Origin of the sequence: Psychrobacter sp. UBA2769, from assembly GCF_002352555.1 — a bacterium.
In the GTDB taxonomy this organism is placed as follows: Bacteria; Pseudomonadota; Gammaproteobacteria; order Pseudomonadales; family Moraxellaceae; genus Psychrobacter; species Psychrobacter maritimus.
Window position 1 is genome coordinate 179,975 of record NZ_DEIR01000020.1, and the last position, 17,965, is coordinate 197,939.

16 protein-coding genes are annotated in these 17,965 nt (G+C 43.4%); 5 read left to right on the top strand and 11 right to left on the bottom strand.

Going from position 1 to position 17,965, the window contains the following annotated elements; all coding sequences use genetic code 11:
* Positions 1-184: 184 nt before the first annotated feature.
* The 4 genes from prpC to B3Q63_RS09890 all read right to left on the bottom strand — a co-directional run bounded on the left by prpC (position 185) and on the right by B3Q63_RS09890 (position 5,386).
* The gene (gene prpC / locus B3Q63_RS09875) at positions 185-1,312 is read right to left on the bottom strand and encodes a bifunctional 2-methylcitrate synthase/citrate synthase (RefSeq protein WP_296176164.1); all 1,128 of its coding nucleotides are present in this window, start codon (positions 1,310-1,312) and stop codon (positions 185-187) included.
* A 115-nt stretch (positions 1,313-1,427) separates the two neighbouring features.
* Complete coding sequence (gene prpB, locus B3Q63_RS09880) at positions 1,428-2,318, bottom strand: methylisocitrate lyase (RefSeq protein WP_296176166.1); 891 nt, start codon at positions 2,316-2,318, stop codon at positions 1,428-1,430.
* Positions 2,319-2,734: 416 nt separating this feature from the next.
* Positions 2,735-4,027 (bottom strand): NRAMP family divalent metal transporter, encoded by a 1,293-nt coding sequence (locus B3Q63_RS09885; protein ID WP_296176167.1) that lies wholly within the window; start codon positions 4,025-4,027, stop codon positions 2,735-2,737.
* 315 nt (positions 4,028-4,342) lie between these two features.
* The gene (locus B3Q63_RS09890; RefSeq protein WP_296176169.1) at positions 4,343-5,386 is read right to left on the bottom strand and encodes a LysR family transcriptional regulator; all 1,044 of its coding nucleotides are present in this window, start codon (positions 5,384-5,386) and stop codon (positions 4,343-4,345) included.
* 257 nt (positions 5,387-5,643) lie between these two features.
* On the opposite strand from B3Q63_RS09890, the gene B3Q63_RS09895 reads away from it, so the two are divergent.
* Entirely contained in the window at positions 5,644-6,711 is a 1,068-nt protein-coding gene (locus B3Q63_RS09895) for a hypothetical protein (protein WP_296176170.1), read from the top strand.
* A gap of 167 nt (positions 6,712-6,878) precedes the next feature.
* On the top strand, positions 6,879-7,691 hold the full coding sequence (locus B3Q63_RS09900; protein ID WP_296176173.1) for a hypothetical protein: 813 nt from the start codon (positions 6,879-6,881) through the stop codon (positions 7,689-7,691).
* A gap of 100 nt (positions 7,692-7,791) precedes the next feature.
* On the opposite strand, the gene B3Q63_RS09905 is transcribed toward B3Q63_RS09900, so the two are convergent.
* Positions 7,792-8,676 carry a LysR family transcriptional regulator gene (locus tag B3Q63_RS09905; protein ID WP_296176174.1) on the bottom strand — a complete coding sequence of 295 codons (885 nt, stop codon included), beginning with the start codon at positions 8,674-8,676 and terminating at the stop codon, positions 7,792-7,794.
* A gap of 185 nt (positions 8,677-8,861) precedes the next feature.
* Between B3Q63_RS09905 and B3Q63_RS09910 the strand changes: the two genes are divergently transcribed.
* Together B3Q63_RS09910 and B3Q63_RS09915 are read left to right on the top strand one after the other, a co-directional pair.
* Positions 8,862-9,989 carry an alkene reductase gene (locus B3Q63_RS09910; RefSeq protein ID WP_193031190.1) on the top strand — a complete coding sequence of 376 codons (1,128 nt, stop codon included), beginning with the start codon at positions 8,862-8,864 and terminating at the stop codon, positions 9,987-9,989.
* Positions 9,990-10,136: 147 nt separating this feature from the next.
* Positions 10,137-10,352, top strand: a complete 216-nt coding sequence (locus B3Q63_RS09915) for a hypothetical protein (protein WP_193031187.1) — start codon at positions 10,137-10,139, stop codon at positions 10,350-10,352.
* A 238-nt stretch (positions 10,353-10,590) separates the two neighbouring features.
* Here the strand turns inward: B3Q63_RS09915 and B3Q63_RS09920 are convergent, their stop codons facing one another.
* The gene (locus B3Q63_RS09920) at positions 10,591-11,064 is read right to left on the bottom strand and encodes a hypothetical protein (RefSeq protein WP_296176177.1); all 474 of its coding nucleotides are present in this window, start codon (positions 11,062-11,064) and stop codon (positions 10,591-10,593) included.
* Between the two features lie 248 nt (positions 11,065-11,312).
* On the opposite strand from B3Q63_RS09920, the gene B3Q63_RS09925 reads away from it, so the two are divergent.
* Positions 11,313-11,987, top strand: coding sequence for a hypothetical protein (locus B3Q63_RS09925; protein ID WP_296176179.1), 675 nt, complete (start codon positions 11,313-11,315; stop codon positions 11,985-11,987).
* Between the two features lie 150 nt (positions 11,988-12,137).
* Here the strand turns inward: B3Q63_RS09925 and B3Q63_RS09930 are convergent, their stop codons facing one another.
* From B3Q63_RS09930 to B3Q63_RS09950, 5 genes are all read right to left on the bottom strand, one after another.
* Positions 12,138-12,617, bottom strand: a complete 480-nt coding sequence (locus B3Q63_RS09930; protein ID WP_296176181.1) for a hypothetical protein — start codon at positions 12,615-12,617, stop codon at positions 12,138-12,140.
* Positions 12,618-13,361 (bottom strand): zinc-dependent peptidase, encoded by a 744-nt coding sequence (locus B3Q63_RS09935; protein WP_296176183.1) that lies wholly within the window; start codon positions 13,359-13,361, stop codon positions 12,618-12,620.
* A gap of 98 nt (positions 13,362-13,459) precedes the next feature.
* A complete protein-coding gene (gene rhuM / locus B3Q63_RS09940; RefSeq protein ID WP_181210386.1) occupies positions 13,460-14,452 on the bottom strand; it encodes a RhuM family protein in 993 nt (330 codons plus the stop codon).
* 85 nt (positions 14,453-14,537) lie between these two features.
* Complete coding sequence (locus tag B3Q63_RS09945) at positions 14,538-15,644, bottom strand: helix-turn-helix transcriptional regulator (protein WP_296176187.1); 1,107 nt, start codon at positions 15,642-15,644, stop codon at positions 14,538-14,540.
* Positions 15,645-15,855: 211 nt separating this feature from the next.
* Positions 15,856-17,937, bottom strand: a complete 2,082-nt coding sequence (locus B3Q63_RS09950; protein ID WP_201618442.1) for a hydantoinase/oxoprolinase family protein — start codon at positions 17,935-17,937, stop codon at positions 15,856-15,858.
* Positions 17,938-17,965: the final 28 nt, after the last annotated feature.

Below are 17,965 nucleotides of genomic sequence, written 5' to 3' on the forward strand. Positions count from 1 at the left end.
AAAAAGAGCGGTTCTTTTAGCAAAGCATTATCTAGCGTTGATGATTAAGCGCTAAAGAATCAGCTTTACTAAAAAAACGAGGTTCATTAGAAAAATATGGCTAAGCTCATGAGAAGTAATTGTAGGATGTGCCTTACACATTAATAAGACAGCACACCCTACAAACCTTCTATATCACGAAAAATTAACGCGCACTCATCTCTGGTACTGGGCGCAATTCTTCACCAGTATATTCCGCACTTGGGCGAATGATACGGTTATTGGCACGTTGCTCAAACACGTGTGCTGCCCAGCCTGTTAGACGCGAGCAAACAAAGATTGGCGTGAACAGTTTGGTTGGAATGCCCATGAAGTGATAGGCAGAGGCATGGAAAAAGTCAGCGTTACAGAAGAGTTTTTTCTCGCGCCACATGACTTCTTCACAGCGAACTGAAACAGGATAAAGCACTTCATCACCAACATCGGCTGCTAGCTTCTCAGCCCAACCTTTTATGACGACGTTACGTGGGTCTGATTCGCTATAGATAGCATGACCAAAGCCCATGATTTTGTCTTTACGCGCCAGCATTGCCATCATCTCAGACTCTGCTTGGTCAGGAGAGGTAAAGCCTTCAATCATATCCATCGCCGCTTCATTGGCGCCGCCATGTAAATGACCGCGTAATGAGCCAATCGCGCCAGTGATACAAGAATGAATGTCAGACAGGGTAGACGCACAGACGCGAGCGGTAAAGGTTGAGGCGTTAAACTCATGCTCAGCATAAAGAATCAGTGATACGTTCATTACCTTAGTATATAGCTCGTTTGGTTTTTCACCTTTTAGCAGATGTAAGAAATGACCGCCAATGGTATCGTCATCAGTTTCAGTTTCGATACGCACGTTGTCATGGCTGAAGCGATACCAGTAATTGATGATTGATGGGAAAACCGCCAGCATACGGTCGGTTTTATCGTTCTCTTGTGAGAAGTCAGTTTCCATCTCAAGGTTACCAAGCATCGAGCAACCGGTACGTAATACGTCCATCGGATGGGCGTCCGCAGGGATACGCTCAAGCACATCTTTTAATGCTTGTGGTAAGCCACGTAAACCTTTCAATTTAGTTTGATAAGCATCAAGCTCGCTTTGGGTAGGTAAGTTGCCGTATAGCAACATATAAGCCACTTCCTCAAAGATGCATTTGTCAGCAAGCTCTGAGACATCATAACCACGATAAGTCAGACCAGAGCCTGATTTTCCAACGGTAGACAAAGCGGTCTTACCTGCTACTTGACCACGTAAACCTGCGCCCGAAAGTTCTTTTTGTGCTGCCATGATAAATTCCTTTTGTTGGTAGCTTGTGTTGGATAAAATATAAAGGTACTGCAAATATTAGATAATGCGCTGGCATGTTCATTGATAGAAAAACCAACGCTTTTAACCGCTAAAACTACTTATTATCTGCAAATAACTTGTCTAGCGTTTGTTCAAACTCATGATAGTTTAAGAAGTCATACAGCTCCATACGGGTTTGCATGGTGTCGACAACTTTGTCTTGCGTGCCATCATCAAGCAGATGCTGATAAACGTTTAATGCCGCTTTATTCATCGCACGAAACGCTGACAATGGATAAAGTACCATATCAACCCCAACCGCATATAACTGTTCGGTAGTATAAAGGTCGGTTTGACCAAACTCAGTCATATTGGCAAGGACTGGAATATCGAGTACATCGGTAAACTTACGGTACATCTCGATATCCGTCAATGCTTCGGCAAAAATCATATCAGCACCAGCTTCTTGGAAAGCAACCGCGCGCTCAACCGCTGCATCAAGACCTTCAACAGATAGGGCGTCTGTACGAGCCATCACCACAAAGTCTTTATCCGTTTTTGCATCAAGTGCCGCTTTTAGGCGATCAACCATCTCAGAGATACTCACGATTTCTTTATTTGGGCGATGACCACAACGCTTTTGTGCGACTTGGTCTTCGATATGTACCGCTGCAACGCCTGCTTTTTCCATTTTCTTAATGGTTTGGGCGATGTTAAATGCGCCGCCAAAGCCGGTGTCGATATCGACCAATAATGGTGTATCAACCGCATCGGTAATACGGCGCGCATCTTCTAAAACGTTATCAAGGCTGGTCATACCCAAGTCCGGCAGACCAAATGAGGCATTGGCCACGCCAGCACCAGAGAGGTATAACGCTTGATGACCGACTTGGGTTGCCATCATCGCCGTATAGGCGTTAATCGCGCCAGCAATCTGTAGCGGTTGGTTGTTATCGTTTTTTTGTTTCATTGCACTGCGAAAGCGAGCGCCTGCTGATAAAGTCATGTCGTAGTCCTTACGTGGAGGGATAATCTTATTAATATGAGGCAAGGTGTTATTGTTGTGCCTAATTATACCCAATTATCCATGATTACAAAGCGGTGTTTTATATCAAATCATTAGTAATGTTTAATATAATTAGTAGTATAGTTAAACTCATTCATATTATGAATAGCTATATCCAATTTTTAGAGATTTACTGAGATTACTATTCATATTGCTAAAGTTACAAAATCTTCGCCATACTATTATTTACATTTAGTTACAAATAGCTTAGTTTTTTAATCTACTTATTCCTTTGGCAATAAATAATAAACGAGAGGACTTATAAATAAAAAGCCCTGATAGCTAAGCTAAAAGGGCTTTGATGATAAAAGGTTTTCTAAGTACTTTTAATCAAAGTTAACCAAATTTAACCAAATTTAACCAAGAAATCCTGCAAGATTGGCTAGGAACAATAGCGCAAAGCCTGCTAAAAATATCAGTCCTGCAATGGATAAGGCATTCATACCGGCTGATATTTTTTGATGACTGCGTACCAGTGAGTAGTTGAGCCAACCAAAGATAGGCGCAGAGACAAACGCCGATATCATGGCAAATTTCAGCATTGAGCCTAATTGTCCGGTAAAGAAGGTGATAATCACCAGTCCGCCACCAATCGCATAAGTGGTCCAAAAAGCGATTTGTTTCTTATTAATCTCGCTTTGACCTTTAATCAAACGCCAGCATTCGGCATTGGCACGGCCATAGCCATCAGCACAAGTAATGGTAGTACCAAACATACACATAAAGGCGACGAACGCGACCAGTAGTCGTGACCATTCACCAATGGTTGCCGTATACATATTTATCAGCTGGTTGATATAAGCGCCACCGACCAATTCAATCTCTTGACCTGAACCATACTGGACAAACACCCCTAACGCTAAGAAAAACAGCGCTAAAATAGCCGAGACCGCATAGCCAACGTTAAAGTCCAATAAGCCTTGGCGATGGGTGGTGTTGTCAGCTTTTATTTTTGCTGAGGTCCACATCGAGGTAATAGCAGCAAACTCAAGTGGCGCTGGCATCCAGCCCATCAGTGCCACAATGAAGCCTAAAGTTGCTAAGTTCCAAGGAGAGGCGGCAACAAAATCTACCGCCATAACCGTTGGCTTGCCCGCGGCAATCACAACCGCTGCTACCGTGGCTGACGTCAGGGCAATCATAATCCACTTAGTCACGCCATCGAGCAGCTTATAATGACCGGCAATCAAAAAGAACCATGAGACCGCAACAATGATTAAAGCCAAGCTCATGGTGGATAGACCAAGAGAGGCGGGTAGCATAAAGCCCAATATCACCGCTGCAATCAAGGATACCGCACCGGTACTAATCACCGCTGATAGGATAGAGAGGAGAAAGTAAATCCAAAGATAGGCTTTTGAGCGTTTGGCATAACCTGCGATTAAACTCTCGCCGGTGTCATAAACATAATCAGTACCGAAGCGAAAAAAAGGATACTTAAACACGTTGGCTAGAATAATCATAATCGCTAGCTGCCAGCCATAAAGTGCACCAGCCTGTGTCGATGAAATCAGATGCGAGCCACCGATAGCAGCGGTCGCCATTAAGATGCCGGGTCCAAAAATCCGCCAGCTAAATCCTTCTTGCTGCGCGGTCACGGTAGCGCCATCGTCCGTGGCGCTCGGGTTGTTGAGTGGTTGTGTGGTCATGAATACCTCGAAATGGTTAAAACGGCAAATTATCACTTACCTGTGTCAGCTTGCCAATGATCATGAGAGAAACGATTTATCAGATAGCTGAATATAAAACGATTCGTCTTGTCTCGACTTTAGCATAATGCTGCTAGACAGGATAATGATTATTCTAATTATTATTACTAATAGTTTGCATGCCCATTCTCGATAGTTAGCATAATAAGTTATGAATATCAAGGGTTTTGAGCAGGTATTTTTTGCCGGTTCTTTATAACACAATACGCCGCCGATATCTGCCATTTGGCGCTATTTAGAGCGGTTTAATGCGGTTTAACGCTGTAAGGTAAAGCTTTGCTTGCGATAAGTGATACCGCGGCGCTCATATACCTGATAAATCGCGCTCAGTAGGTCAGGGATTTTAGGGTGGACAAAGTCTTTGAGAGTATGCAGGTAAATAGGAGAGGTGGCGTTTTCATGCAGCAGGCGTCGATAGACGATCTGCTCGGTGCGCACCGTTTTTAAGCTGGCAGGTACCAAGGTGATACCTTCGCCCGCGGCAACCAAGCCAAGCGCCACTTGTAAATCGCTGACGGTGGTGGTCATAAATGGCGAGATGCCATATTGCGCAAACAGATGCAGCAAGGGTTCGGTCACCGGTTCAAGAGAAGGCTGCTCGTTAGATGACTGTTTATGTCGGCTGCTGCTTTTATCGTTAGCAGAGATATGGTTAGTGGAGTTGCTAATAGATGTATTAATAGGTTGGGTGGTCGTTGATATAGGCAGGTGGGTTTGATGGTATAAAATCAAACGGTTATTTGCCAGATCAATCAGACGTTGCTCATCAATATGAGCGAGCGCATGCGCTTTAGGAAGCGCCACCATATAACGCTCATGACGCAATAATATCTGCTGAATCCATGGGTCTTGATGGGCAAAGCGCCCAAAACCTATGTCAATCTCACCGGTTTTTAAGGCTTCGATTTGCTGATAAGAGCTGATGTCCTTGAGATTGACCTCAATATCAGGATTGGACTGCTTGAGCTTAGCGATGACTTCGGGTAATAAGCCGTACAGCACCGATGGCACAAAGCCGATATTTAAGGCAGTACTTGGCGCCGATAAGCGCTGGGTCATGCTAGTAACCGTATCAATCTCTGTCAGTATTGCGCTGATTTTATCGTAAAAGAAGACACCCGCTTCTGTCAGATGTAGCGGTCTATGATAACGGTCAACCAACTCTACCCCCATGTCGGTCTCAAGCTGCTTGAGCAACCGGCTGAGCGTCGGCTGTGACAACCCTGTTTTGGTGGCAGCGGCGCTAAAGCTTCTTAAGTCCGCGATAGCAATAAAAGCATTGAGCTGTTTTAAATCCATATTGTGATGCCCATCTGTCTATGACGCTTATTTAACCGGATATGTTGGCTATTTTATATAAATAGGAGGAACAAGCGTAAAATTATACTTGAAGGAGAGCAGGCGACCCACTATATTGTGTGGTAACGATAGTGTTACAATTTAGCAAACAATTGATGTAAATTAGCCATACCAACAAAACGTGCAAACAAGCTGTATTTACTCTCATTCTAGCAATTTTCTATTTTTCGTGGCATTAACTGTTCTGGTATCACTTCATGAGCGATAAAAAAAGCAACCAAAGTGCGGATTTAGAGGCTAATTTAGCGAAAATTGCTAATGCTAAGCCGCGAAGACGCTCTCGTAAAGACAATATTTATGAGCGCTTTATCACGCGTGTCGAAAATGTAGACAGCAGCGATAATAATACCAATCGCGAACAAGCGAATGTCAACGACGGCAGGCTTGCGCCATTAAAACCGCTAAAAAACGCCGATAAGCTGTCATCATATGAGCCTTTGAGCGCCGCAGAGCTGGAATTATTTGCTAGCCAGCAAGATGAGTTGCGACAAGAGAGCAGTCTACAGGGAACGAATGCCACAAGCACGGGTGTTAATTTAGACTTTTCCGATGAAAACGAGAGTTTGGATAAAAGTCGTGTAGCCATAGCTGATATAAATGACTCATCAAATACTGAAGCAGATGACGACTATGCAGACAAGGCTAATAACACTACTGCCAGAGAGACATCTTCGTTTTCTAGTGCAGCGCCTTTAGATGATGCAAATCGCATTTCTGAAAGCTCTGAAATCTATGAAACCTATGAGAAAAATGAAAGTATTGATATTAAAAGCCTTGATATCGACGATATAGCCACACAAAGCTCGACTATATTAATCCCAGCAAATGATAAGAAGCTGGCAAGTAGCAAAAAGCCGCTTATCATCGGGATGGTAGTTGGCTCATTATTGATTGCAGCGGTCGTATTGACCCTTATCTTTACCGGCTTCTTATCTACCAACACATCGACTGAGCCGGCGCTACCTACTAATGCTGGCACGCCTAAAAGCAATAGTGACAGCAGGGGCAATAAGGTAGCTACAGCAAGTAATACGCCTGATGCTAGCAATCAGTCGACCGTAGATGCTCAAACCAGTGTACCAAGCACTGGCAATAAAGATCTTGATAATAAAAACACTGCCAAGAATACACAAGGTGCCGATGGTCAATCTACCGCCGCCACGACCAATAATTCAGAAAATGAATCGGCATCTGAGCCAGCTATTACATACGAGGATTTTAGAGAAGAGTCACAAAGTACGTTATTTCGTGAGACCAACGATTGAGAAGGTTTAATATACTAAAAAGGCATTAAATCTGTGCTTCTATACCGTTTATCCGCTAATCCTAGCGCTCATACCAAAAACCGTTGCATCGTGTCATAGGTTACGTATCATCATATAAAGACGCGGATATATACCGCTCATCATATATATGGATACGGTACTGACTTATGAGCCCCTCAAGTAATGACATAAATCCTGATACCGCTACAAAGCTGCTTAGCAATAGCTTTAACAGTGATGATGTTATCTTGAATATCGAGGGTCGAAAGCGTATGCGTCGGCCCTATGAGCGCTACATGCAGCAGCAAGCCATGCAAAAATCGTTAGAGCATACTGCAGCTGATGTGACTATGGTACATAAGCTACATAAGCAGAGCGAGAACCATCAATCCTCAGATATCATTCATTCTAACGAAACGGTCACCTCTCACCAATCAACCTCTCTATTCTGTGCTGACACAGCTATACCTACAAAGAAACCTAGAAAGATTAGCTCGCTTAATCATGCCAAGTTTCTCAGCGTCATGGCTATCTTTTGCGCTGTCTTCTTGCTTGCCGTATTTGCCTTCAATTACTTACTCTCAAAAAATTCTCAGGTACCACTAGGAGTTAACAGCGCGTCAGTTGCTCAGAATACGGCATCTGCCAAGCAAATGAATACAAACTTAGCAAATGCAGACATAAAAACCGACCCTAATTCTATTCCTAGTTTCATTTCACCACGAGATGAGACAAAAAATGAAAGGCAAAATGGTGATGAGCAAATCAATACTATGAATGCCATAAATGCTATAAAAGTTAAAACAACGCTTAGTGAGCATGATTTTAGACAAGAGGCGCAGAATACCTTATTCCGTGACTCAGAAAAACAGGCCAGCCAGAAGCCTGACATTGCCACTCAGCCAGAAATTAACCCGCAAGATTTTAAAGCAGAAGCTAAGAGCATCTTGTATCGGGATGAGACTAAAGCAGGTAAATAATCTGAGACGGTCTTAATTTCAACGCCTGTCAGTGTTGCATAAGATATGAGTTTAGTCTAAATACTCAATAAGGTAGCTTTAATATTGGCTAATCCTATAACTATAAATTTTGTAATTGCTCAATTAACCAGCGATGTATACCACTGTCACTGGTACGTGGATGCCATGCCGCGATTACCTTAAAGGTGGGCGGCAATGCTTCGATTTTAATCTCTTTGACTTTATTATTTGGTAATAGTCGCGCAGGGTAAAAGGCTATCATGTCGGTGGTGTGTAGGATATCTGGCACGGCTGAAAAGCTAGGAACTGACATCACAATATGGCGTTTAAGCCCTTTTTCTGCAAACCATTGATCATGCGATCCGCGCAAATTGGCCCGCGAAGGCGATACCACCAGCTGCGGGTGTGCGGCAACTTGCGCCAGTGTGAATATCTCTGTTGCAAAGGTGTTTTTATAACCCGTCACACATAAATGCTGTTCTTCAAATAGCGTCACATACGATAAATTATCAGGGATAAACTCTGGAAAAGTAATCAGCAAATCAAGTTCGCCTGCCGCAATCAGCTGATTGATATTGTCTGAGGCAAAATCTCTCACTATCAGCTTTAAATGAGGCGCTTCACGGCGTGTGATACTAAATAACTGCGGCAATAATGCCTGCGTCGCATAGTCGGTTGCACTAATCGTAAAGACGCCTTTGTAGGTTTGCGGCGTAAACACTTCTGGCTCTAACAATACTTCCAACTGTTTTAATATCTCGTCAATCGGTTGCCGCATCGCTAGTGCTTTTGGTGTTGCCACCATGCTATTACCTTGACGAATAAACAAACGATCATCAAACAAATCCCGTAGCTTACGCAACTGCTCACTAATCGCTTGTTGCGTCAGTCCCATTTTGCGCGCAACTTGCGAGAGATTTTTCAGATCAAGTAGTGCCTGCAATACTCTAAGCTGCTTGATATCTAGCCGATTCATACCATTCATAACACTTACCATTAATAGTTGTACCCTAAACAAGAAAGGCTTGTTTCTAATTGTACCTATAAAACTCTATGCTAACCAACATTACTTAAGCAGCCCATTAAACCTAAAAATAGATTCAGTGGCTCAAAGAATAAGCCTATCCGTTTGCTTTAAAAGAGAGTGTTATGAAACAAGCTATGCCAACTATGCCAAATACCAGTGCGTTATTTTCATCTGTACAACTTGGACCTTATACCCTTAAAAACCGTATCGTGATGCCGCCTTTGACGCGCTCTCGTAGCACGCAACCTGACAATATCCCTAATGATTTAATGGCAAGCTATTATGCACAGCGCGCCTCAGCAGGTTTTATGGTAACTGAAGGTACGCAGATTGAGCCACGAGGCCAAGGCTACGCGTGGACGCCGGGTATTCATTCGCAAGCCCAAATTGAAGGCTGGAAAAAAGTTACGCAAGCAGTACATGCTAAAGGCGGTATTATTTTTGCTCAGTTATGGCACGTTGGCCGCGTATCTCATACCAGCTTACAACCAAACCAAGCTCAGCCTATCGCTCCATCTGCCATTACTGCCACTAACGTCAAAGTATTTATTGAGACAGGTCCAGGCGAGGGCGCTTTAGCCGACCCAAGTGAGCCACGGGCACTGAGCACAGAAGAAGTGGGTGAATTGGTCGCTATGTATGCACAAGCCGCGCGCAACGCACTAGAAGCAGGTTTTGATGGGGTAGAGCTACACTGTGCCAATGGCTATTTGGTGAATCAATTTATCTCTGAGCATAGCAATACACGTGATGATCAATATGGTGGTTCGTTGACCAATCGTCTGCGTTTTTTAAAAGAAGTGGTCGCTGCCGTCAGTGATGTGGTTGGTGCTGATCGTTTAGGCGTACGTTTTGCGCCTTTATTTGCCAGCACGGATGAAACTCGTGTGTATCTAGGCTTAGTAGAAGCAGACCCGCATCATACCTATATTGAAGCGATTAAAGTACTTGAACAGGCGGGCATTGCTTACTTATCCATTGCAGAGGCTGATTGGGATAATGCGCCTGATTTGCCAGAGCCTTTTTATCAAGCGGTCAGAGCTGAGTTTTCAGGACGTATTATTTATGCCGGTAAGTACACTGTGCAGAAGTCGGTCGATATATTATCTAAAGGTTATGGGGATTTATTTGCTTTTGGTCGTCCTTTTATTGCTAATCCCGATTTACCTGAACGCATAGCCAATCATTGGCCACTCAATGAGGCAGATCCTGCCACGATGTATGGCGGCACTGCCATTGGCTATAGTGATTATCCTCGCTATCAAGAATAGTCAAAAAAGTAGTGCATAAAACAAGGTCGATCACGGCCTTGTTTTCACCGCAGCAAGCGATGGGTATAAGCAGTGCGATGACGCTGCAAAAATGCACATAATTCTAAAGATATTCTATTTGTCAGTATTTATCAGTTGGTAGACGCAATGAATAAAAGTTTGAAAGACAGACTGATACGCATATTAGTAGGATATGTCGGACTTTATCCGACGCTCTTAATCGTATTAACGTTATTAAAGCCTGTGACTCATGGTCTAAGTCTGCCAGTGGTGGTATTGATTGAGACCATAATACTCGTGCCGTTGACGCAGATGGTGTCATTTCCACTAGCAGGCTGGCTCATTGAGCGCTTAAGAAGATAACAATCTAAAACCCATGCTATCAGTGACTCTAAAACAGTCTATTTAACATAATATACATTATGCGAAAACAAACCAACGGTCTTAAGGGTAAAGCAGATAATATTTTAGACACTGCATCTTAGACACTACGATTTGCAAATACTTCCATTGATTTCTATTTGTGCTTATTCATAAATATTTTTATCAGCATTTAAAATTAATACCAGTATCGGCGCACAATCAATATTTCAGGTTTCAGTTAACGACAAGCGTTTTGCAAATACTCTCGTAAAGATGAACCGTCCTCATCTAAGATAACGTCTGCCACTTGGCAGGTAGAATCATCACAGGACAATTCATAATACACATCATTGCCTTGCGCCAAGCTGACTTGAACCAATCCTTGCGTGGTCACTGAAAACTTTTTCTCTTGCCCATAGTCAGGATCTTGGGAGCTCCACAGCACGTCATAACCAATATGACATGAGGTTTGCTCTCTAACAAAGTAATCTTGCTCAAGCCGCATGGCCGCCTGTAGCTCTTGGTTGCCATATTGTTGTAATACCACCGGATAATCTTGACCCTGATTATTCACATCTTGCTGGTACATATCAGCGATGGTTGTGACTTTCATGGCGAAAGCCGTCTGTAAGGCCTCTGTTAGATTGGCGGTCGCAGAAATAGCAGAAAACCCTAGGGATAACATCATTATAGAAAATAGTTTCTTCTGCATGGCGTCCTCCATCTGCTATCACATATTTAGTAGTATATTCATTAAAACACATATAAACTACCACTTTACTGCACAATTGTGTTGGTAAGGTTTATCGGACAAAAACCTTGTTTACACAGCACCATTATTAACTTTGAGCAGTTATGAGTACTATTGATGAGCAAAACCTTATTTAACTCAGTACTTATTTAGGTCTCAGGTCTAATGCCGCTATTATAATTTTAATAAGCTACGATAAGGATATTCTTATGATGCCGTCATCTCGTTTTAATATTTTTCAGTCAGGTTTGTATAAATTAACGACTGCTGCATGCTTTGTCTCCATACTTGTTGCGACTGGCTGCTCATCTTCTGCTGAATCCAATGTCAAAATACCCAGTCAGCAAAATGGTAATACCTCAGCGCCTATCGTCTCTGATGCCAGCCAGCAAACACTTAGACAACAAGCATTACGTATTCAGCGTGCCCTAGCGAATGACGACTTTGCGCGCATCACCAATGATATCCATCCGACGCGCGGCGTACGTTTTTCAATGTATGCCTACGTACGCCCTGAGACCGATAAAGTCTTTAGCCGTGAACAATTCGCCCAATACTTACAACAAGCCAAAATCCGTTTTACTTGGGGTGATTTAGATGGCTCTGGCGACACATTGGTGATTCCGCTACCAGAATACTTAGATACGTGGGTCGCTGGTGAGAAATATAATAATGCCAGTATCAGCGTTAATGAGTTTAAGCATAACGGCAGTATGATCAATAATTTAAAAGAGATTTACCCCAATTCAGAGTTTGTTGAGTTTTATCATAAAGGCTCAGAGCAATACTCTGGTATGGACTGGCGTATCCTGCGCTTAGTGTTTGATGAGTACCAAGGCAAACGTTATCTGGTCGCTATTGTCAATGAACAATGGACGGTTTAAATAATTTTTACCTATAAAAACAAGTGCTTATATTCATAAAAATCAATAACGGGCAGTGTTATTAAATCAATACACTGCCCTTTTCATCTGTTTTTTAAGCTATTAAACGGATAATTAAGAAATTAGCGACTGAAAAATCCGTAAAAACACTTATAAACTGAGTAAACATTGATGATTTTTATAGGTCATATAGAAGGTAGTAGCAGTACCCTTATCCTCTTTGCTTTCATATACTGGATAATCATACGCTTCCTCAAAAACGCCCTTATAACCATCTAGTTTACCCAAGCCTTTTGTAGTTAAATCTGCTTTGTTGTTTATATTCATTAAATGATAAATATCACTATAATCAACCCCTTTTTGTCTCATCTCCATAATATTGAAAGCAAAAGCTGACTGAGTTGAGCAAAAATCTTCATTATTATCAGGTATATTTTGGACTTTATCGAGGGTTGAATCTATATATACTCCTAATTCTTGCAGCTCTTTAGGATATTGTGAGGGCGCATTGATAGCATATGCTGTATGCGTTATCAGTAAAGCATAAATTAAAATTAGCAATTTTTTCATGAAATTCATATTCTCGTAAGTATGGTTTTTTCTAATCGCTTTTACCAAGACACCTTTCATTCATAGCGGCGTTTGCCGAAAAAACTTCACCATTATGTCGTAAATATCAGGATAAGCATCAATCAGCTTTTGCGGCGTCTCAAAAAATACCTCACTGAGTACCGCGAAAAACTCCGCAGGATTGGTCGCGCCATAACGGTCGAGACCTGATTTATGATGGCTTTGAAAATCCTCAAAGTCTCGGCTCATAATCTCAGTCCAGCGCGCAGGATCCATATCCGCTTGCAGCGGCGGAAAACCATTGGCACGACCATTTAGCATATCAAGTTTATGCACAAACTCATGAATGACAACGTTGTGACCATCGCGCTCCCCTGAGTGTTTAGCATCCTTCCATGACAGAATAACAGGACCACGCAGCCACGCTTCGCCGCTACGGTGCTGACTGCCCTCATGGACAACCCCCAACTCATCGACAGTGGTGGTTTCGCTTTTGTAGGAACCCGGGTAAATAATAATGGCCGACCAGCCAGCGTACCACTCAAGGCTTAGGTTTAAAATAGGCAGGCAAGCTTGTAAGGCGATAGATTGCCTAACCGCATCGGTAATCTCAAAACCCTGCGCGCCAGTAATCGACTTATCCGCCAAAAACAACGTCGCCAGCTCAAACAAGCGTGTTAGCTCATCTTCGTCTAGCCTATCAAGTATCACAATACGCTTGGCCGCTTGCAGCCAGTCAGCATGGGTAAACTCGCTGTTGTCCAATATGCGCTGCTCGCGCCAGTCTTTTATCATGCTAAACATATTGAATTTCCTTTAATTTCGTCGTTAGACTGTGCTTTTTATTATTGGCGTTATGTGTTTTTTAAGAGGTTAAGTGATGCTGACAATAAGCCTATTTATCAAGATTCTAACGACAACATATTCATAATTAATTTAATCAAGGTTTCTTTTTGGTTGGGGTCAGACTCGGCAACCAATAACGTTAATGCGGCAAGGCCTGTGTTATTAATAACCATGTCACCTTTATCATTGAGCAGTCGATTATTACGATGCAGAAAATCTACAAACAAAAAAGCGCCGCTGCGTTTATTGCCATCGGTAAAAGGATGGTTTTTGACCATAAAGTACAGCAGATGCGCCGCTTTACTCTCGATGGTCGGGTATGCAGGCTCGCCAAACACCGTCTGCTCTAAATTACCCAGTACACTGTCCAACCCATCACCACGAGGCTTGGCAAATAGCTCAGTCGCCTCGCCCCTTGCTATCAGCTGCGCTTTCAAATCCGTCAGCGCTGCCATCGCCTCAGTCGGACTGGGTAAGATACCGCCATCCTCCCCTGCAGGATTATCAAGCAATCCTTCATCATAGCGCTGCAACCATAAAAATGTCTGTGTATAACGGCTGATAATCTCAACCAAGCCGCGACCTTCATCGGTTTTCAGCTCAGGACTTTGCGCGGTTTTTCTGATCAAATTTAACGCTTGTTGTAGCTCGCTTGAGTTTTTATCAAAGCGCTCTTGATTAAGCGTATAGCCTTGGACCAAGTATTCACGTAAGCGCTGGGTTGCCCAGCGTCTAAACTGCACACCTTGAGGGGACTTGATGCGATAGCCTACTGAAATAACCACATCTAAGTCATAAAACGTCACAGGGCGATCAGAATTTGCAATATGCATTTTTTGCATATTGCTTTTTTCAGCAATTTCTTCATCGTTTATAGCATTGGCAATATGACGCGAAATCACTGATTGGTCACGACCAAACAACTCGGTCATTTGTGCTTGCGTGAGCCAAACAGTCTCTTGCTCGAAGCGAACGTCTACCTGCGCCTCTCCATCAGCGCTTTCATAAATCTCTACTTTTGCTGTTTTATCATTCGTCGCATCAGTCATCTTGGTTTTTCCTTAACTTAATATACGCGCTTATGCTCAATATATAAATCATACAGCGACTGCATGACAGAGTACATAACAATGACTATTCTGTGCCTGTGCTTGGAGTATCTCGCGGCGTATAACCGAAATGCTGCTTATAAATGCGTGAAAAGTAACCTTGGTCACCATAACCGACTCTATGCGCCACTTCATCGATGGTTACGTAACTTTTGGTTTTTAAAATATGATTGGCCTGCTTTAAACGTAGCTCTTTTACCCATTCCGAAAAACTATAGGGCAACACAGCAAACAGTTTATGCAAGTATCTGACCGATATATGACAAGCAGCAGCGACCATCGCTGGGGTTAAAGCGGGGTTTTCTAGGTGCTGATGGACGTAATGCTCGATGCGCTTTAGATGTACCGACTGTATGGACGAGCTGCTACTCATCATCACCTCTTTCGGGGCGCTTAATGTCAATACAATAAGGTTAAGCAGCTGTTGCTCTAGGATTTTAACCTCTAAAGCCGCCAATCGATGCTGCTGAATCAGCTCTAATATCTGTCTGATTTGAAAAACCAGCAACCTGCCTGCCCCTTCATCAATAGACAGACTGCGGGCAAACTGCCGCTCTATAGTGCCCATTTGCGGGGTTAATAGCGCCAAAGGCACCTTAATCACATATAACGACACTTGCTGCAGATGATAAAACTCATAAGGTAAGTTTGATAATTCAATAAAGAACTGACCCGGGCTTGAGGTTAAATGGCGGTTTTTTTGCGCAAAACGGACGCTACCGGTCACAGGAAAGGTGATTAAAATACTGTCATCGCTACTATTGGCATTAATGCCGTCACTAGACCGATTGCTTGCTAAGCTGCGTTTATAATGCACGGTATTGGCATGATAATGAGACACGCCGATATCCAAAAGCTTGGCGTGTTGCAAGTAACCAGAAAACTGACTTGGCTGGCGAAAGCTTACATTGAGATCAAAATAGGTGTCATTGATGGTGCGCTTCCAATCAAACGCGTCTAACGTTTGAGGAGCACTTATAGCCGGCGTTGAAGATATTGCCGAAAACGGGGTTAATAGTGGTGATAATATTGCCGAATTTGAAATAGAATGGTCCCCTACAATGTCTATGAGACTATCGCTGTTTGCTGTGCTATTGGCATTGGTATTGTCTGTATCGCGACTTGCATTCATCCTTGAATACTCTATGAATAAAAAATGAGCGGTAATCGCTGCTTATACACTAAGCGCTATTTGTAAACATTTTATTAAGCGGTTATTTTTATATCATAAACGTATTATTACCCTGATGTCTAAATATGATACCTAAAACAAACATCAGGCATTAAACGAGGTTTAATGCCTGATGGGAGAACTATAAAGCGATAACGCTGAAAACAGCAAGCTAAGCGGCTTTGGTTAGCTTATAAGTGCCCGTCTCATGCAATTCTGCTTGCCAGCCTTTTTTAATCACAATCGTGGTGGTTGGCTCTTGAATAAGCGCCGGTCCTGCAATCAGCGCCCCTGCCCCAAATTCCTCACCATTATAAATAGGCGTATCAATCCATTCGTATTCTTGATCCATGATCATCTCACGGCTGCCAACTTGCGCTTGACTGATATCACCTTGTTGCTTAGCAAGCTCTGGTAGCTTGGGCTTACTGATTTTACCGATGACAGCGACTTCGATATTGACCAGCTCGACCTTATTGTCACGCTCATCATAAGTATAGAGCTCTTTATGACGATGATGAAAGGCTTCCAAAATCGTTTGCACGCTATCGGCATCAAGCTTGCCATTGGGTATCAGCACATTACACTCATGCACCTGCCCGACATAGCGCATCTCCATGGTGCGCTCGATGATGATATCATCTTCTGCAAAACCATCTTCTAGCAGCTTTTGCACGCCCAAACTTTCTAGCTCATGTAAGGTGGCATTGAGTGACTGTAGCTCTGAATCTGGCGCAATAATCATCATCTGCGTGGCAAGATAGTTATATTTAATATCAGAGATGATTTGACCAAAGGCGCAGAGACAAGAGGCAATCTTTGGTATCAAAATAGTACCAATACCCATCTCTTCTGCCAAATCAACAATATGCATACCAGCAGCGCCGCCTGCACAGATAAGCGCAAAGTCGCGAGGGTCATAGCCTTTTTCAATGGTAATACGGCGAATACCATTTGCCATATTCTGGTTGACGATGGCACTGATACCAAAGGCTGCATGTGCCAAGTCAATTTTTAGTGGATCGGCGATATGTTTTTGTACCGCTTGTAGCGCTTTGTCTTTATCCAAGGTAACACAGCCGCCTAGCACCGCATCGGGCTCAAGATAGCCTAAAACCAGATTGGCATCGGTCACCGTTGGCAACTCACCGCCTTTACCATAAGAGGCTGGACCTGGGGTCGCGCCAGCACTTTGTGGACCGACCTCGAGCATACCAAAGTTATTCACATGACCAATAGAGCCGCCGCCTGCGCCTAGCGTTTCGACATGAATCATCGGCACGCCAATACGATTGCGTAAAAAATCAATATCACGGTTTAGGCTGGTTCGGCCAGATTTGGCCATAGTGATGTCAAAAGACGTCCCGCCCATATCGACGGTAATAATATTATCAATACCAAAGGCGCTGGCAATATACAGTCCTGCTTGCGGTGCTGACGCGGGTCCTGAGTTGATGGCATTAACCGCCCGTTCACGCATGATGTTACCGACTGCAAGCCCGCCATTTGACTGAAAGTAACGAACGGGCTGCTCAGCGCCGAGCGCCTTAAAGTAATCATCAATCTTATGCACATAAGACGCCATAACCGGGCTTAGATAGGCATTAACTAGTGTCGTTGAGGTACGCGTATACTCCTTAATCTGCGGATATACTTCACTACCGCAGCAGACAAACACCCCCGGCATATGCTGCTCAATCAGCTCTTTGGCACGCTGTTCATGCTGGGTATTGCGGATAGACCACACAAAAGAGATAGCAACCGCTTGCACGTCTTGCTGTTTTAACACTTCAATCGCATCGAGGATATCTTGCTCATTTAACGGCTCGTGTTCGGTGCCGTCTGCTAAAATACGACCACGGATAGGAAAGCGGCGGTCACGGGTGGCAATCTGCGGCGCTGGCGGGTAACTGGCATCATAGCGGTGCCCTTCTTCTTTGTGCCCTAAGCGTATCTCGATACTGTCTTCATGCCCTTTGGTACATAGCAAGCCCACTTTCACGCCCGTCATTTGAATCAATGCATTCAGTGCGACTGTCGTACCATTAATACACAAGTCGCAGGCTTGAATAATGTCTTCGATAGGACGGTTAAATTTGTTGGCAATTTGCTGTAGACCATTGGCAATGGCTAAGGTGCCATCCTCTGGGGTCGATGGCGCTTTAAACAGATGAATGTCACCGGTTTTTTCTGCCAAGACAAAATCTGTAAAAGTCCCACCAGCATCAACGCCAATACGAAAATCGTTGTTCATAAGTTATCCTTAACTCAATCATGAAAGT

Excerpts from the sequence above, each read along its gene's own strand:
- B3Q63_RS09910 (WP_193031190.1), top strand. The coding sequence starts at position 8,862 with ATGCCAAATACCAGTGCGTTATTTTCATCTGTACAACTTGGACCTTAT.
- B3Q63_RS09885 (WP_296176167.1), bottom strand. The coding sequence starts at position 4,027 with ATGACCACACAACCACTCAACAACCCGAGCGCCACGGACGATGGCGCT.
- prpB (WP_296176166.1), bottom strand. The coding sequence starts at position 2,318 with ATGACTTTATCAGCAGGCGCTCGCTTTCGCAGTGCAATGAAACAAAAA.
- B3Q63_RS09925 (WP_296176179.1), top strand. The coding sequence starts at position 11,313 with ATGATGCCGTCATCTCGTTTTAATATTTTTCAGTCAGGTTTGTATAAA.
- B3Q63_RS09915 (WP_193031187.1), top strand. The coding sequence starts at position 10,137 with ATGAATAAAAGTTTGAAAGACAGACTGATACGCATATTAGTAGGATAT.
- B3Q63_RS09945 (WP_296176187.1), bottom strand. The coding sequence starts at position 15,644 with ATGAATGCAAGTCGCGATACAGACAATACCAATGCCAATAGCACAGCA.
- B3Q63_RS09890 (WP_296176169.1), bottom strand. The coding sequence starts at position 5,386 with ATGGATTTAAAACAGCTCAATGCTTTTATTGCTATCGCGGACTTAAGA.
- B3Q63_RS09920 (WP_296176177.1), bottom strand. The coding sequence starts at position 11,064 with ATGCAGAAGAAACTATTTTCTATAATGATGTTATCCCTAGGGTTTTCT.
- B3Q63_RS09895 (WP_296176170.1), top strand. The coding sequence starts at position 5,644 with ATGAGCGATAAAAAAAGCAACCAAAGTGCGGATTTAGAGGCTAATTTA.
- B3Q63_RS09935 (WP_296176183.1), bottom strand. The coding sequence starts at position 13,361 with ATGTTTAGCATGATAAAAGACTGGCGCGAGCAGCGCATATTGGACAAC.
- B3Q63_RS09905 (WP_296176174.1), bottom strand. The coding sequence starts at position 8,676 with ATGAATGGTATGAATCGGCTAGATATCAAGCAGCTTAGAGTATTGCAG.
- B3Q63_RS09950 (WP_201618442.1), bottom strand. The coding sequence starts at position 17,937 with ATGAACAACGATTTTCGTATTGGCGTTGATGCTGGTGGGACTTTTACA.
- B3Q63_RS09900 (WP_296176173.1), top strand. The coding sequence starts at position 6,879 with ATGAGCCCCTCAAGTAATGACATAAATCCTGATACCGCTACAAAGCTG.
- B3Q63_RS09930 (WP_296176181.1), bottom strand. The coding sequence starts at position 12,617 with ATGAAAGGTGTCTTGGTAAAAGCGATTAGAAAAAACCATACTTACGAG.
- rhuM (WP_181210386.1), bottom strand. The coding sequence starts at position 14,452 with ATGACTGATGCGACGAATGATAAAACAGCAAAAGTAGAGATTTATGAA.
- prpC (WP_296176164.1), bottom strand. The coding sequence starts at position 1,312 with ATGGCAGCACAAAAAGAACTTTCGGGCGCAGGTTTACGTGGTCAAGTA.